General features: G+C 40.3%; 14 protein-coding genes. 2 read left to right on the top strand and 12 right to left on the bottom strand.

Features of this window, described 5'->3' with window-relative positions:
• Positions 1 to 5: 5 nt before the first annotated feature.
• From E0E36_RS14705 to E0E36_RS14725, 5 genes are all read right to left on the bottom strand, one after another.
• Entirely contained in the window at positions 6 to 1,073 is a 1,068-nt protein-coding gene (locus E0E36_RS14705) for a cytochrome-c peroxidase (RefSeq protein ID WP_130856563.1), read from the bottom strand.
• A gap of 7 nt (positions 1,074 to 1,080) precedes the next feature.
• Positions 1,081 to 1,959 carry an MbnP family protein gene (locus tag E0E36_RS14710; RefSeq protein WP_013668233.1) on the bottom strand — a complete coding sequence of 293 codons (879 nt, stop codon included), beginning with the start codon at positions 1,957 to 1,959 and terminating at the stop codon, positions 1,081 to 1,083.
• Between the two features lie 165 nt (positions 1,960 to 2,124).
• Entirely contained in the window at positions 2,125 to 2,499 is a 375-nt protein-coding gene (locus E0E36_RS14715) for a hypothetical protein (protein ID WP_013668232.1), read from the bottom strand.
• A 127-nt stretch (positions 2,500 to 2,626) separates the two neighbouring features.
• Positions 2,627 to 3,091: a hypothetical protein gene (locus E0E36_RS14720; protein WP_130856564.1), complete on the bottom strand. Its 465-nt coding sequence runs from the start codon at positions 3,089 to 3,091 to the stop codon at positions 2,627 to 2,629.
• Positions 3,092 to 3,151: 60 nt separating this feature from the next.
• Positions 3,152 to 4,174, bottom strand: coding sequence for a helix-turn-helix transcriptional regulator (locus E0E36_RS14725; protein ID WP_013668230.1), 1,023 nt, complete (start codon positions 4,172 to 4,174; stop codon positions 3,152 to 3,154).
• A gap of 178 nt (positions 4,175 to 4,352) precedes the next feature.
• Here E0E36_RS14725 and E0E36_RS14730 point away from each other — a divergent pair, with 178 nt between their 5' ends.
• Positions 4,353 to 5,807, top strand: a complete 1,455-nt coding sequence (locus E0E36_RS14730; protein WP_130856565.1) for an RtcB family protein — start codon at positions 4,353 to 4,355, stop codon at positions 5,805 to 5,807.
• A 149-nt stretch (positions 5,808 to 5,956) separates the two neighbouring features.
• On the opposite strand, the gene E0E36_RS14735 is transcribed toward E0E36_RS14730, so the two are convergent.
• Complete coding sequence (locus tag E0E36_RS14735) at positions 5,957 to 6,733, bottom strand: SDR family oxidoreductase (RefSeq protein ID WP_130856566.1); 777 nt, start codon at positions 6,731 to 6,733, stop codon at positions 5,957 to 5,959.
• A gap of 67 nt (positions 6,734 to 6,800) precedes the next feature.
• The gene (locus tag E0E36_RS14740; RefSeq protein ID WP_041388747.1) at positions 6,801 to 7,379 is read right to left on the bottom strand and encodes a TetR/AcrR family transcriptional regulator; all 579 of its coding nucleotides are present in this window, start codon (positions 7,377 to 7,379) and stop codon (positions 6,801 to 6,803) included.
• Positions 7,380 to 7,648: 269 nt separating this feature from the next.
• Here E0E36_RS14740 and E0E36_RS14745 point away from each other — a divergent pair, with 269 nt between their 5' ends.
• On the top strand, positions 7,649 to 8,761 hold the full coding sequence (locus E0E36_RS14745) for an acyltransferase family protein (protein ID WP_130856567.1): 1,113 nt from the start codon (positions 7,649 to 7,651) through the stop codon (positions 8,759 to 8,761).
• A gap of 28 nt (positions 8,762 to 8,789) precedes the next feature.
• On the opposite strand, the gene E0E36_RS14750 is transcribed toward E0E36_RS14745, so the two are convergent.
• The 5 genes from E0E36_RS14750 to E0E36_RS14770 form a co-directional block, all read right to left on the bottom strand.
• Positions 8,790 to 11,180, bottom strand: coding sequence for an ABC transporter permease (locus E0E36_RS14750; protein WP_130856568.1), 2,391 nt, complete (start codon positions 11,178 to 11,180; stop codon positions 8,790 to 8,792).
• A gap of 369 nt (positions 11,181 to 11,549) precedes the next feature.
• Complete coding sequence (locus tag E0E36_RS14755; RefSeq protein ID WP_130856569.1) at positions 11,550 to 12,002, bottom strand: VOC family protein; 453 nt, start codon at positions 12,000 to 12,002, stop codon at positions 11,550 to 11,552.
• 369 nt (positions 12,003 to 12,371) lie between these two features.
• Entirely contained in the window at positions 12,372 to 12,581 is a 210-nt protein-coding gene (locus E0E36_RS14760) for a hypothetical protein (RefSeq protein WP_130856570.1), read from the bottom strand.
• A gap of 488 nt (positions 12,582 to 13,069) precedes the next feature.
• Complete coding sequence (locus E0E36_RS14765; RefSeq protein WP_130856571.1) at positions 13,070 to 13,573, bottom strand: SRPBCC family protein; 504 nt, start codon at positions 13,571 to 13,573, stop codon at positions 13,070 to 13,072.
• A 150-nt stretch (positions 13,574 to 13,723) separates the two neighbouring features.
• A complete protein-coding gene (locus tag E0E36_RS14770) occupies positions 13,724 to 14,038 on the bottom strand; it encodes an ArsR/SmtB family transcription factor (protein WP_013668221.1) in 315 nt (104 codons plus the stop codon).
• Positions 14,039 to 14,205 lie beyond the last annotated feature (167 nt).

Genomic DNA, 14,205 nt, shown 5'->3' on the forward strand with positions numbered 1-14,205 from the left:
TTTCTTTAATTGATAACAAAGCCACCGCCCGGTTCCGATAGCAGTTGTTTTTTTACAAAAGTTTCATCATTCAATGTGTTAAGGAAATTCAATAAATCCTCCTTCTCGACATCTGTCATAGCAACCCCTCGTGTTCCGTCCATGTGCCGGAAACCCATGTCCAGATTTTCCGTATGCTGCATAAATTTCCGGTAATGGTCCAGTACACCGCTCAATGTATAAATACTGCCATCATGCATATAGGGAGCCGACCATTTTAAATTACGCAAGCTGGGTACCTTGAATTTTAGTTTATCTGTAGGGTTCAAGGTTACGGCATAGCGCCCCTCGTCACCTGCTGGATTTCGTCCCAGTCCATTGTCATGAAAATCGCCATCAGTAAACAGCGGTTCGCTATGGCAGCGAGAACAATTGTTCTGGAAAAATAGGTAGCCACGCTGTTCCGACTCAGTAAAAGAGATACCCTTTTCCCCGCGGATCACCTGATCGTATTTGCTGTTATCACTAACTGCCATTAGCATAAACTGAGACAATGCTTTAGACATTTTCGCCGAAGTGATCTCTCTGCTTCCAAAGGCCTTTTCAAAAAGTGTAGGATAATCCGGGTGCGTTCTCAGCTTTACTAGTACGTTCGGCACCCTTTCACCCATCTCAACCGGGTTTTCAATAGGAACAATGGAAAGGAGGTCGAGATTAAACACCCCACCATCCCAAAAAAACGCTTTGTTCCAAGCGAGATTCATGATAGGCATGGGATTACGGATACCCAATTGATCGTCAATCCCGTGACTAACATCGTGTCCGTGGTGGGTAAAATTGGCCGATTGAATATGGCAGCTGGCACAGGAAATCGTATTGTTGCGAGATAGACGTGGTTCATGGAACAGGCGCTTACCTAATTCAAAACCAGCCTCCGTTACTTCGTTTTCGGTGAATTTGTAAACAGGTTCGGGAAAATGTCCCGGTTTTAAAAAACCGGGAAATAATTCGTCAAGGTCTGGCAAGGTTTCATTCGCTTTTTTACAGGCATATGCAACAATTACCAGCCCGATTAAAACAATCCATTTTTTCATGGCTTTATTATAATTGATCCTCACTGGTTACACCATTTTCAGTATGATCATGCGTAAACATATCCAGAAAGTTATCGGCGATGTATTGGCTGTATTCGCTGAACATAACATTAGGGTGTTCAGCGATGCTGAAAGTATGTGTGCCGTTAAACACTTTCATCAGATCAACAAAAAGATGTACATTGCTGCGGTAGCCAGCCCTTACCTGCGCAACACCTGCTTTTGTTAAGTCTATCGTAATTGTCTTGATATTATTCAAGGTAGGCGCATTGTATCCGCCGAAGCCACCGATATGATACTTAAACTGCTTCCGTCCTGTTGGGTCGCCCTGTTGATCATCTGATATTACCGGCGAATTGCCTTCAAACTTGAAGAAAATATAGCCACTGTTCCACCCCCAGTACATGCCCTGCGTTTCGTGGTCACCTGTGGTCGGGTCAAGTACGCCTGTGCGTGCATCAAGCCCCATGGTACTGCGCGCACTATCCACGCCTAATACAAAAGAAACCTGAGTATAATCCCCTTCGGGAACTTTCACTTTTGCAAAACGGGAGCCACGATTATCACCATATACCAAAAAATAACTTTCTTCAACCGGATCCTGAGGCACGGCATATTCCGATCCATCCGCCTTTTTTACCTTAATATTACTAATATAATATTGTACACGGGATACAGTGAAGGCTTCACCTTTGGCGTTTATATACGGTTTATTGGTATTGTTGAATTGTAATCCGTAATCGCCCACTAGGTTATCGAACTCGATCGAAAAGTCACCCGTTTTCGTGCTATCGATATCCGGAGATTCCACCTTCTTACAACTGACTACAGTTAGCATGAATAAGCCTATCCATGCCATCATTTTCCATTTTATTAAGTTTGTCATTTTCTATTATTAAGTTTTTTGTTAAAAATCGATTCTTTCAATAGCGTATAGGCATAGGAGTTCAATGCCAACGTAAATAGGCATGAATTATCCACGTGCAGGCAATAGGCTTGTACAACCGGTATAACCTACATAATGCTTTCGAAAAATATAAATTGAGGAATGTTAGATTATTTTAGGAGGTAAAAATGGCTTGTTTGTATAGAGATATCTATAGAGGATGCCGTAGGACGGATGGTTCTCCGATAGATGTACCGGAAATGGACTTTGCAAATGGAGCATCTCTGAAACCACCATCGTAACTTCCGCCTTAGAGGTAGCGGCACTCCGCGAACCTTTTTCAGACTCTTCCAATTTCTTCAGTTTTTTCATCAGGACACACTGTCCGTTACACTGCATCTCAGGTTTATCCCGATTTTCACATAGAGCCCGGATAATATAATTTCTGTTAACCTGAAACCAAGTCAATACACCAAGACTTCCAAGACATTGAAATGTCAATGTAAATAATAACAGATAGACCAGTGTTTTTCTGACCATTTCCAGTGTGTAAAGCGATTTCGATCAGCCGAATTGCAGCTGACGAAAAAATATAAATAAACAAAAAGCTACGCAGCCATGTAAAGGATGGTTGTCTTTATACATGGACGAATAAAAGAAAAATTGTTTAGCTGAGAGGAGGGTGGAAGATGGACCCCAGCACGGGGGGCTGGTATAGCAGATTTCCCCCATAGATGAAGGTCTCCTTTTTGACGGTGGTGACAGGATGTTTCACTGTTCTGAAATCAATCGGAGCTGCAAGCACCTGAAAATCCTTTAATTTTAGCTCAGGGTTTTTGTTTTCCCGTTCGCGTTCTTTCTTCAGCTTTTTCATCAAAAGACATGTCCCCGCACAAGACGGAGCCATAGCGGTGTTTCTATTCTCACACAGATTATTAGCTATATAGGATCGGTTGGCATAAAATGCAGTCATGATGAATAGTCCGGCGCAGCTTTGCAATAGCACAATTGGAATTAAAAATATAATGGCCAGACGTTTCAAAATAACAGAGTCTTTTATTTTAAATGCTACGAATATAAGAGTTTGCGGCCATTTGGCATAATCAAATACCAATTTTATCAAATTATGCAATCAATTATTTTTATAGGAGTTAAGTGAAACGTGTATAATGCATAAGGATTTGATTTCGTCTTAAGTTTCCTTTACCCCATATCGCTCTAATGCTTTTACTAGTTGCTGCTTTATCTGTTTTACCAAGATTTTCGGTCCTAATACCTTTATTTTAGCGCCAAAACCCAATAATTCCCGCTCGAGCTCAAAATTTAAAATTACCTTGATACTAAAGATCTTACCGTTATCTTGGTCGCTTAATAGTTTTTGCGTGTGATGCAAGGGTTTAGTTATAACATAAGGTGCATTATCTGCATCGATCCAAAAAACTACTTCGCACTCCCGTTGGTCGGGTGTTTTCGTTACACCAATACAGTTATCATAATAGGTTGCCAGATCCAATGTTCTATTTTCCCTATACGGTTCTTCGCGTTCTTCCACGGCTTGTATCCGATCCAGAGCCAAGTTCATAATGTGCGCATTCCGTTTATGCGGCATGCCCAATACAAACCAGCGGTTGCGATATTCTTTCAATAGGTACCCACTGAAGCAGAAGCTACTAGCCTCCCGGGCTTTAAAGGATTGATAGGTAATACAGATGGTTTTCTTGGCTGCAATCGCTTTACGTATTACCTCTAGCCATTCCAGACCCTTCAGGTCATCGTTCTTTTCAAAATCAATTACAGGCGTACTTTGCGTTTTTTGCGAATAAATCTTGTCTTCCAATTTACTTACCAGTTCGTTCAGATCGGTAAAATGGTTCAAGCCCTTAAATTGTTTTAATAATCCGGACACTTCACTCAACACTTCCATGTCCTGTTGATTCAGCGGGATACTGGTAATACTATAATTCTTGTCGCTGTAGGTGTAATATTTCTTATCAACCACTACAATAGGTGCTTCGTAACCTAACTTGTTACTGCGCATCATGGCTATATCCGCCTGCACGGTACGACGACTTACGCCCGTATCGATTCCATGGTATTCATAAATGGCATCGCTACAAGCTTCAATCAAGTCTTCAAGTGTCCACTTTTTAAAACGATTTTGGAGACATTGGTCGATCGTGCGGTAGCGAATCAGGGCGTTGCGGTTAATCGGCATAGTATCAGCAAATATTTTGAATGAATTTATATAATATTTCTTTACTGCGCAAATAGGTTGCGTACTTGTTATTTCTCTTTGTATTATCAAAAGCAGAGACATTTGATGAAACTCCGTTTCCAAACCGGAAAAGCGAGATTAGTTTAGAGACTTTAAGCATACAATAAAATTAATAGATATGGAAAAGGAAAAGATAAGCAACAACGAGTTAAAGGCATTAGGGATCAATGCTGTGGAAGTACTAGTCAATTTTAGCCGCGTAGCCAATGGTTTGTTAAAGCATAACGTAATGAATAAACCCGAAATACTGGCTAATCTAGAAGCTTTAATTGATGATCCTATGCCATATACATTAAAGAAAGGTGGTAAATTCAAAAACCTGGCAGAAGATGTGATTGCTTTGCGAAAAGAGGGTAAGTTTGTTAAACAAGAACGTAGCAACTTTAAACTGAAAGAAGAAATAGTTGACTTCCCGGTATGGGGCTTGGAACAGATTGAAGTAGGAGCCTTATCACAAATGCGGACAGCGGTACAATTACCGATTGCGGTCGCCGGTGCCTTAATGCCGGATGCTCATCAAGGTTATGGGCTTCCCATTGGCGGAGTGTTGGCCACTACGGCCAACACGATTATTCCATTTGCTGTGGGTGTCGATATTGCATGCCGTATGTGTTTAAGTATATTTGACCTACCTGCTGAGACACTCGATACCGAAACCGATAAATTAAAGAATCTGTTAGTTGATCACACCTATTTTGGTATGGGCTGTACTACCAAATCATATTTTGACAGCTCCTTATTCGATAGTAAAACCTGGGGAGAGACCAAGATAATCCGCAGTTTAAAGGATAAGGCGTACGCTCAATTAGGAACCAGTGGAACCGGTAACCATTTTGTAGAATGGGGTGAACTAACCTTAGGCGAAGGTGCCTTGAATGATATACCGGCGGGTAAGTATTTAGCGCTGCTTTCGCACTCCGGCTCTCGGGGCTTTGGAGGTGCAATTGCAGATCATTACAGTAGGATAGCGATGACTAAAACCAAACTTCCGGGCGAGGCTAAACATTTAGCATGGCTTGATCTGGATAAAGACGAAGGACAGGAATACTGGATAGCCATGAACTTGGCAGGGGAATATGCCAGTGCCAACCATCATGAAATCCATAACAAAATAGCACGAGCCTTAGGACTTAGACCCATCATGATGATCGAGAACCATCACAACTTTGCCTGGAAAGAGCAACTGGCTGATGGTACTGAAGTAATGGTACACCGTAAAGGTGCTACGCCGGCAGGTGAGGGTGTGTTGGGAATTATTCCAGGTAGTATGAGTGCGCCCGGCTTTTTAGTACGCGGTAAAGGTCATACGCCAAGCATCAACTCGGCCAGTCACGGCGCGGGCAGGGCCATGAGTCGTAGCGCAGCTTTCAAAACGTTGGATAGAGCGGTCGTTGCTGCTGACTTAGTTGACAAACGCATCACCTTGCTCGGAAGCGATCTCGACGAAGCACCTATGGCATATAAGAATATCCATGCGGTAATGGCCGCTCAACATGATCTGGTTGACGTGTTGGCTAAATTTGAGCCAAGAATAGTCAGAATGGCAGATGCACGCGAGAAACCGGAGGATTAAGGAAGTTGTTCTACCAAATGATGATAGTGTGTAGACCAGTTACTAATTTGCTGCTATGAAAGGGCTGGAAGCCTATATTTTGCAATTTGCTAAACTGAGTCCAACATATCCCTGCCCGCAACCAAGCGGGCAGGAAGATAACGGTTAAATCATATTGCCGAACTAACGCCGCCGTCAACCAGGTAATTGGAACCTGTGATATATTGTGCTTCCGGAGACGCAAGGAACCTCACCAAATTAGCAATTTCTTCGGGGGTAGCCATTCTGCCCAACGGAATATCCCCAATTTTGCTCATAACGAGTTTAAAGGCTTCATCTACCGTTGTATTTGATGACTTTGCTAAATTTTCAATAAAGTCCTGCATCAATTGAGTTCTCACTGCTCCGGGTGAAACAGTGTTTACACGTATACCTTTTGAGCCAACTTCGTTCGCCAATGCTTTACTGTATGCATTTAATGCCGCTTTGGCTACAGAATAAGTCATTGTAATATCCCAAATCGGCTGTTGTGCAACATAAGTGGAAATGTTGATAATTACACCACTTTGCTGTTCAATCATAGTCGGCAATAATGCTTTGTTAATACGGACGGCGGACATCAAGTTCAATTGTAATTCATTGTTCCAATGCTCGTCCGAAAGTGTGCTGAAACCGCCACCAGGTCCCAGATTACCTCCAGCATTATTCACGATAATGTCGATTTTTCCATATTTATCCAAAATTTCTTTTGCGACGATGTTTGCACTTTCGGGTTGAGCAAGATCGGCAGCAATAAAATAATACCCGTTTGGATTTTCCGTCGGTTCGGTTCTGGCAGTTACAATAATTTGAGCGCCTCCGTCGCCTAATTTGTCCGCAATCGCTTTTCCGATACCTTTTGTACCGCCTGTTACCAAGGCAATCTGTCCTTCTAAAAAACTGTTCATAATGAATACTTGAATTGAATGTTTATATTAATTTTGAAACGTTTGTTTTAAAATAAGTCAAAAAAATTTAACACCTTAATTGGCGAATGATAAAATCTGCCATATTTAAAATTTTATTTCGATCTTGATGTAAAATGAATGAATTGTACCAACCGATAAATGTACTAACAAGATAATCCGCAACAGTATCTGCGTTCTCGTTTTGACCAATCTGATGCTGGCTTTGTGCTTTTTCTACTAAATCTTTCAAAAACCGGTGTGTAAAATTATCATAGGATGTTATGATCGCCTGTATTTCCGGGTCGTCCCCTTCTATTTCAAAAGTTGCCTTTACGCACAGGCAGCTGTTCGGTTCAGTCGTAATGATGTCTGCTGCATCTTTAATAAAGCTTTCAAGAGCCTGGATCGGCGAGGCGAAACTTATATAACGCTGCTCAACCGCATCAATTCGCATTTTTATATAATGCTTGATACACCTAACAAACAAGCGATGTTTATCGCCTATTGTGTTATAAAGACTGCTACTATTAATTTGCATAGCATCAGTTAAGTCGCGCATAGAAGTAGCCGCATAACCTTTTTTCCAGAAGACTTCCATTGCCTTCTGTATGGCTTGTTCTTCATCAAATTCTATCAATCTTGCCATGATGAAACAAAGATAAAATATTTTTGAAACAATTGTTTTAAAATTTAAAGAATTTCTGCTGGATGCAATCATAACTTCAGGCTATTTTTTGTGGCTAATGTCATTGGGTTCTCATGGTCTCTTCTATTCGGCCTGAGAGCTATTCGCATGCCATTCAAAATGAGACAATATGTCTGAACTTTGATAAGATCTTGTAAGATCCGGTGATCCCTTTTATCTAATTTTAGCAGCTCACTAATGGCCGATATTAGTTTCTATTCCCAAAATCAATGAATAACAATAATCTTTTCACAAAACCCCATTACCCTATATTAGACGGTTTACGAGGCATTGCAGCCATAATTGTAGTTACTTTTCACTTGAGCGAACCCCTGTCGACCGGAAATCTGGACAACCTTGTGAACCATGGTTATCTGGCCGTTGATTTTTTCTTTCTGTTATCAGGTTTTGTGATCGGCTATGCTTATGACGATCGTTGGCATAAAATGACGCTCGGAAGCTTCTTAAAACGTCGGGTCGAACGACTTCACCCTTTGGTAATTCTGGGAATGACCCTCGGAGCGATCGGATTCTATTTTACCGATTCGGCAATCTGGCCACTTATCCATACGGTTCCCTTGTGGAAGTTACTTCTGGTCATGCTGATAGGATATACAATATTACCGGTACCATTAGCTCTCGATATTCGAGGTTGGGAGGAAATGCATCCGCTCAACAGTGTCGGTTGGTCTTTATTTTTTGAATATATTGCTAACATCCTTTATGCCACGATAGTAAGAAAATTCTCAAATAAGGCATTAGCGGTTTTTGTTTTCATAGCAGCAGTAGCACTTGCTCATTTTGCTATTACCAGCCCCAAAGGTGATGTAAGCGGCGGCTGGACGTTGAATGCCGAACACATGCGCATCGGGATTACCCGAACAATATATCCCTTTTTTGCAGGCTTGTTACTTTCCCGTGTAGCGAAATTAACCCGCATCCGGAACGCCTTTACATGGTGCAGTATTTTAGTAGCCACGGTACTGTATATGCCACGGATTGGTGGCGCGGAACATCTTTGGCTGAACGGTGTTTATGAATCTGTATGTATCATCTTCGTTTTTCCCCTTATTGTATATCTGGGTGCTAGTGGCATTGTTTCTACAAAAACGGAACGTAAGCTATGTAAATTTCTTGGCGACATCTCGTATCCACTTTATCTGGTGCATTATCCCTTTGTTTACTTTTATGTTGCTTGGATCAGTAACAATAAGGGGGTAACCATTCTACAGGCCTGGCCATACGCCTTACTTATTTTATGCGGCTCCATCGTTTTGGCTTATGTCGCCCTGAAATGGTATGACGAGCCTGTGCGGAAATGGTTGAGAAAAAAACTTGGTTAAGTACTATAAATGTAGTTATTCTTAAAGTTTATTCATTTCTTAAAGCGTGTATCGGATTGGCAAAAGCGGTTTTTAAGCAATGCCAAATAACCGTTGTAAAAGCGATAATGAAGGTGATCAGTAATGATATAGCAAATGTCCACCAACTGATTGGACTCTTATAGGCAAAATTTTCAAGCCATTGATGAATAAAATACCAAGTTAGCGGCCAGGCGATCACATTGCCGATAATAACCATCAATAGTACATCTACCGATAAAAGCGTTACCAAGTTTTGGATGCTTGCACCTATTATTTTGCGAATTCCAATTTCTTTCGTCCGAATTTCAGCTGTATAACCAATAAGGCCTAATAGCCCCAAACACGAGATTATGATTCCAAGCAATGTAAATGCCAACACAATAGATGTCATTGTATTTTCCTTCTTGTAAAGAGAATTCACCTTTTCATCTAAAAAAGTGTAGGAGAATAAGGTGTTGGGAGCTATTTGCCTCACTTTCTTTTGAAGGAAAGCAAGCGTACTTTCGACGTTTCCTCCCCTTATTTTAATGAGCATGGTACCTGTTTTTTGAGGTGCATATTCCAATACAAGCGGTTCAATTTGATGGTGTAAGGATTCAAAATTAAAGTCTTTAATAACACCCACAATATTGCCTTGTCTTTCAATTGTGTGATTCGTGAGCGACTGGTTAACCGGGTTTTCGAGTTCAAGTTTCGCTACGGCTTGTTCGTTGAGAATAAAAGCACTTGAGTCACCAAATGCTTTTGAAAAGTTTCGACCTTCTTTCAACGTAATATTAAGAGCGTTCAAAAAATTATCATCTACGCGAACGACTTTTAAAGTTCCAAAGTCCTTATTTTCCGGGTTTTTAGTAGGAGCAATAAACTCAACGCTCAGGGGGTCGCCGATTATGTTTGCTGTTCTGGCGACGGATAGAATATTTGGATTAGCGAGAAACTCAGTTTGTAATAACGAAGAGTTACTTTCTAAGGTCTTTTTAAAATCTCCGTATAATTTGGCCACAATGACTTGGTCTTTATCAAATCCCAATTCTTTGTTTCTAAAATATTGCATTTGTTGATAAATCAATAAAGTTGAAGTAATCAACAAGCCTGCTATGATAAATTGAAATACAACAAGAGACTTCCTGACGTATACTGCCGTTGTATTTGGTGTTTTAATCGATTTCAAAGCTTTTACCGGTAGGAAAGAAGACGCAAACAAAGAGGGAAATAATCCTGAAATTAAGGTGATTGTAAAAAGGATCGCTAGTATAATTGATAAATTTCCGTGTTGCATGATATCCGAAAGCGTATTGGATTTGCCCGTTAATTGGTTATAAAATGGAAGGATCAGCCAATATAACACAACAGCTAGCAGGGTAGAAATGAAGGTGAGTAAGAAGGCCTCTAACAGAAACTGCAGAATGAGCTGTTTTCGGCTAGCGCCTACAATTTTTCTGACGCCGACTTCTTTTAAGCGCTTTAATGCTTGTGTGGTGAATAAATTAATGAAATTGACACAGGCCATAAGCAAAACAAGCGCTTCAATAGCAATAAAAATATAGATATAAGTCATGCTACCGTTTGGGCTCAATTCTTGCGCTAAATTCGATTTAAGATGAATATCAGTGAGTGCTTGTACCCGAGCACTCTGTGCAAATTCCGCTATTTGTTCATCACTAGCCTCTCCTTTTAGGTAGTTTACATAAAATTGCGTCAAGTCTCGCTTAATACGTTTAATAGACTCCTTATGGTTAAGCTGCACATAGGTCCACCCAAACATCCATCCCTTGCTTTGCGTCCATCCTGGATAAGTTTTTTCAACAAGCGACATAAAAGTGGGCATGGAGACAAGAAAATCAAACTTAAGATGGGTGTTTTCGGGTAAGTCATCTATCACCGCTTTAACCCGAAAAGCTTCCTCGTCCTGAAAGATCAATTGTTCTCCTAAAGGGTTCTTTTTACCAAACAGCTTTTTAGCAACAGATTTGGTTAGTACGATCGTGGAAGGTTCTTTCAATGCTTGAAAAGCATTTCCGATAATGCTGTTTAAATCAAACATATGGACTGTGGAACTATCGGTATAGAAACCCTCTATTTCCATCTGGTTGTTATCATTTGTGCGCGCGACGTTAGTTCCGGCCTGTGCGAAGCGTGTTGTTCGCTCTATTTCAGGGAAATAATTTTTTAATCCCTCAGCTAAAGGTGGAGCGGATTTAGACCATTCCGTATATACCATTCTGTAAATACGGTCGTGTTTTGGGAATGATTTGTCATAATTGAGCTCCTCTTTAATATATAATGTTAAAAATAGCGTACATACGATGCCCAAGGCTAGCCCCAGCAGGTTGAACAGACTGTTAGCTTTATATCGAAATATATTTCGCCAAGCGATTTTGAAATAATTTTTCAGCATAATCTCTGTATTTAATAACGCTTTAGTTATCTGGATAATAATTGGTATGTTTTAGATCATTAGTCTTATTGTCCAATATATACAGTATTGGTTAAATTCAATTATTCAATAAATACCTTACCAAAATACTTCCATAAAACTAAGTGATTGTAAATCATATTTTTATGCTTAAATAAAATAAAAGTCCTGTGCGAAATCGGACGCATACTGTTCGGTTTCGCACAGGATTTCCTTAACCCCACAAAGCTGTTCGCTGTTCCATTCCCAATATCGACCGTTTTGCTATCAATTATACTGACTCGCATTAGCATTGCTTTCCCGCTCTCAAACTCAAATTATTCATTAGACGGAATAGTTGAGATCTCCTTCTTACTTATTATCAAGTTGTTCGGCCAATCCTATGAGAAGTCCTTCCGGTCCGCGGATATAGCACAGTCTATAGCTGTTTTCATACTGGACTACTTCGCCGACAAGCTCAGCGCCGTGCCGTCGTAGCCTAATGAGTAATTCATCGATGTCGTCTACGGTAAACATAGCCCGTAAATAACCAAATGCGTTCACAGGAGCGGTCCGATGGTCGGAGATGACGGCTGGTCTGAGAAAACGTGAAATTTCAAGGCGGCTATGACCGTCAGGTGTGACCATCACGGCAACCTCTACATGCTGGTTGCCAAGTCCCGTAATGCGGCCTGCCCATTCCCCTTCAATCGTGGCTCGCCCTTCGAGCTCTAAGCCAAGCTCTTCGAAGAATGAAATGGTCTCATCGAGGGATTCTACCACAATGCCGATATTATCCATCCGCAGTAATTTACTTTTTGCCATAATAATCTTTTTATAAGTCAAATGATGATCGGGTGATTTCGTAGCTTTCTTTCAGAGAAACATCCCCGGTCGAACAAAAACGAATTTAGATAAAAGAAGCAAAATAGATCTAAGCCAAAAAATCGATAAGGCGTTTCTTGTTATAATTAACAACCTCATTCGGTTTATATTTGCTTTTACCCGTTCTTCGGTGCCGATGTCGTCGATTCCCGTAAAACAATTATATAACCGGAGATAGAAACTTCTACATCATTAGAATGATATTTGGCTGTACCATCAAGTAGCGCATTTTAAGGTTTGCGTCGCAATCGTTCATAGACTAATAAATCCTTTAAGATTTTTCAAATGAACAAGCTGGCTTCGAACTAGTTACTCCTTAGAAAAAACATCGTAGATCCATAAGCCAACGGCCGCTAAGATTCCATATAATAAAGTGAAAAAGGTTGGCATGACGATTACCACCAAAAATTCTTTTCGCACAGAAATAGTCCATACAAAAAGCGATATCCAAAGGACAACTCCAATAACGAGAAGAAGACGTCTGATTCCGGGTGGAGGTAGGTTAAATTTGGCTTTCATAAGGTTTTTATCTAAGATAGCCATAAAACAACCTAAATATGGTATACAATTTAATATGAAAACTTGAGAAATATTATATATTGAAAGATGACTAATGCGATTAAAACAAAGTTCACGATAGAACCTGTCAGACAATTTGTAAAGAGTTTTTAATAGAGATAGGTACAATAAGGCTTAATGAACGCGATATCATACTATCTGTCCGAGCTGCAGGAGAAGGTTGTGACGTAGTCATGGTCCTTGAGTGACAACAACATGCCTGTTCCAGCACCATAACCAAGGTGTTCGATAAAGCAACATCCTGAATCACGCAAGATGTTGCTTTTGTTTGTCCTATCATTACATCTGATTAAAGCAAATACGCAACGTGTCGTTTTACTTAAAGATGAATTTTTTATCGTATTAAAATCAACACGCGTCCTCTTTGATAGCAGTAGGTTGAGAAATACGAGAAAATCAAGTTGCCGGTTTGCTATAAGCTAATTCGCTTACTTTGTTAAGGTCAATAACAATTCATCCAACTGCTGAAAATCTACGGTCATTCCTTCTTTAAAGCCCATCTCAATTTCCGTTTCGAGATCGGCAAGTGAATCATAGGTCAGTAACATGTCTACACGGACCTTATCACCCACTTCTATAAAATTGTTCTCCCATAAATTTACGGGAAATGCAGGATTTATCGTGCCGTTTTCATCACTGAATCCGCCTTTCGACGCAAATGATTTTTCTGTTACAATAGAAATGAAATTCGTTCTAGCGTAATGCCTTTCGCCTTCAGGACTTACCATAGCGTAAAGCCAAAAGCCACCTACCCGAAAATCCATCGTCTTCGTTTCGGCCCTCCAAGGTTGTGGTCCCCACCATTGGTCGAGTAATTCCGGGGTTGTCCACGCTTGCCAGACTAATTTTAAGCTGGCATTAAATTCACGTTTGATTTCGATTGTCATGTTTTCCTTGTTGACGGTGAAGTCAAATAATAAATTGCTGTTCATGATTTCCATTTTTATGTTCAAAATATTTTTTGCGTCGTTCAAAATCTATTAAATCCATCTTTTTTAACTCTTTCACACACTCCGAATGAGGTCAATCAGCACTTTTACCGCTCTCGTCATTTGTGCTCAGTTGTTTCTGTTTTCCATCGGTTACTTATTTTGCATTTTTGCCAATAATTTATCGAGATTATCAAAGCGGTTTTCCCAGATTTTTCGGAAGTGTTCCAGCCATTTGTCTATTTCTTTCATTTTATCAATCTCAAGCTGATAATAGATTTCTCTGCCTCTTTGTTCATGTTTTATGAGTTCGCATTCTGTCAAGATGCGCAGGTGCTTGGAAACCGACTGGCGAGTTGTGTCGAAATGCTCGGCAATCGCATTAGGTGTCATGGCCTGTATGGCAATTAACGTTATGATAGCCCTTCTTGTTGGGTCGGCTATAGCTTGGAAAACATCCCTTCTCATTTTTTTATTAAATTAAGAAACCAATTGGTTGCAAATATATGTGCAACTTTTCGGTTTCGCAAATTTTCTTTCAACTTTTTATCCGGTCTTTTTAACAGATATTTTGCAAGCTCCTTTTCTTAAGTAGGTAGGGTAAGATACAATATACTCCATTCCTGAAACCGAAC

Origin of the sequence: Olivibacter jilunii (assembly GCF_900607235.1) — a bacterium.
GTDB classification, from domain to species: Bacteria; Bacteroidota; Bacteroidia; order Sphingobacteriales; family Sphingobacteriaceae; genus Olivibacter; species Olivibacter oleidegradans.

Bases quoted from the DNA above. Each gene is read 5' to 3' on its own strand.
- E0E36_RS14705 (WP_130856563.1), bottom strand. From the start codon at position 1,073: ATGAAAAAATGGATTGTTTTAATCGGGCTGGTAATTGTTGCATATGCC.
- E0E36_RS14710 (WP_013668233.1), bottom strand. From the start codon at position 1,959: ATGACAAACTTAATAAAATGGAAAATGATGGCATGGATAGGCTTATTC.
- E0E36_RS14715 (WP_013668232.1), bottom strand. From the start codon at position 2,499: ATGGTCAGAAAAACACTGGTCTATCTGTTATTATTTACATTGACATTT.
- E0E36_RS14725 (WP_013668230.1), bottom strand. From the start codon at position 4,174: ATGCCGATTAACCGCAACGCCCTGATTCGCTACCGCACGATCGACCAA.
- E0E36_RS14730 (WP_130856565.1), top strand. From the start codon at position 4,353: ATGGAAAAGGAAAAGATAAGCAACAACGAGTTAAAGGCATTAGGGATC.
- E0E36_RS14735 (WP_130856566.1), bottom strand. From the start codon at position 6,733: ATGAACAGTTTTTTAGAAGGACAGATTGCCTTGGTAACAGGCGGTACA.
- E0E36_RS14740 (WP_041388747.1), bottom strand. From the start codon at position 7,379: ATGGCAAGATTGATAGAATTTGATGAAGAACAAGCCATACAGAAGGCA.
- E0E36_RS14745 (WP_130856567.1), top strand. From the start codon at position 7,649: ATGAATAACAATAATCTTTTCACAAAACCCCATTACCCTATATTAGAC.
- E0E36_RS14750 (WP_130856568.1), bottom strand. From the start codon at position 11,180: ATGCTGAAAAATTATTTCAAAATCGCTTGGCGAAATATATTTCGATAT.
- E0E36_RS14755 (WP_130856569.1), bottom strand. From the start codon at position 12,002: ATGGCAAAAAGTAAATTACTGCGGATGGATAATATCGGCATTGTGGTA.
- E0E36_RS14760 (WP_130856570.1), bottom strand. From the start codon at position 12,581: ATGAAAGCCAAATTTAACCTACCTCCACCCGGAATCAGACGTCTTCTT.
- E0E36_RS14765 (WP_130856571.1), bottom strand. From the start codon at position 13,573: ATGAACAGCAATTTATTATTTGACTTCACCGTCAACAAGGAAAACATG.
- E0E36_RS14770 (WP_013668221.1), bottom strand. From the start codon at position 14,038: ATGAGAAGGGATGTTTTCCAAGCTATAGCCGACCCAACAAGAAGGGCT.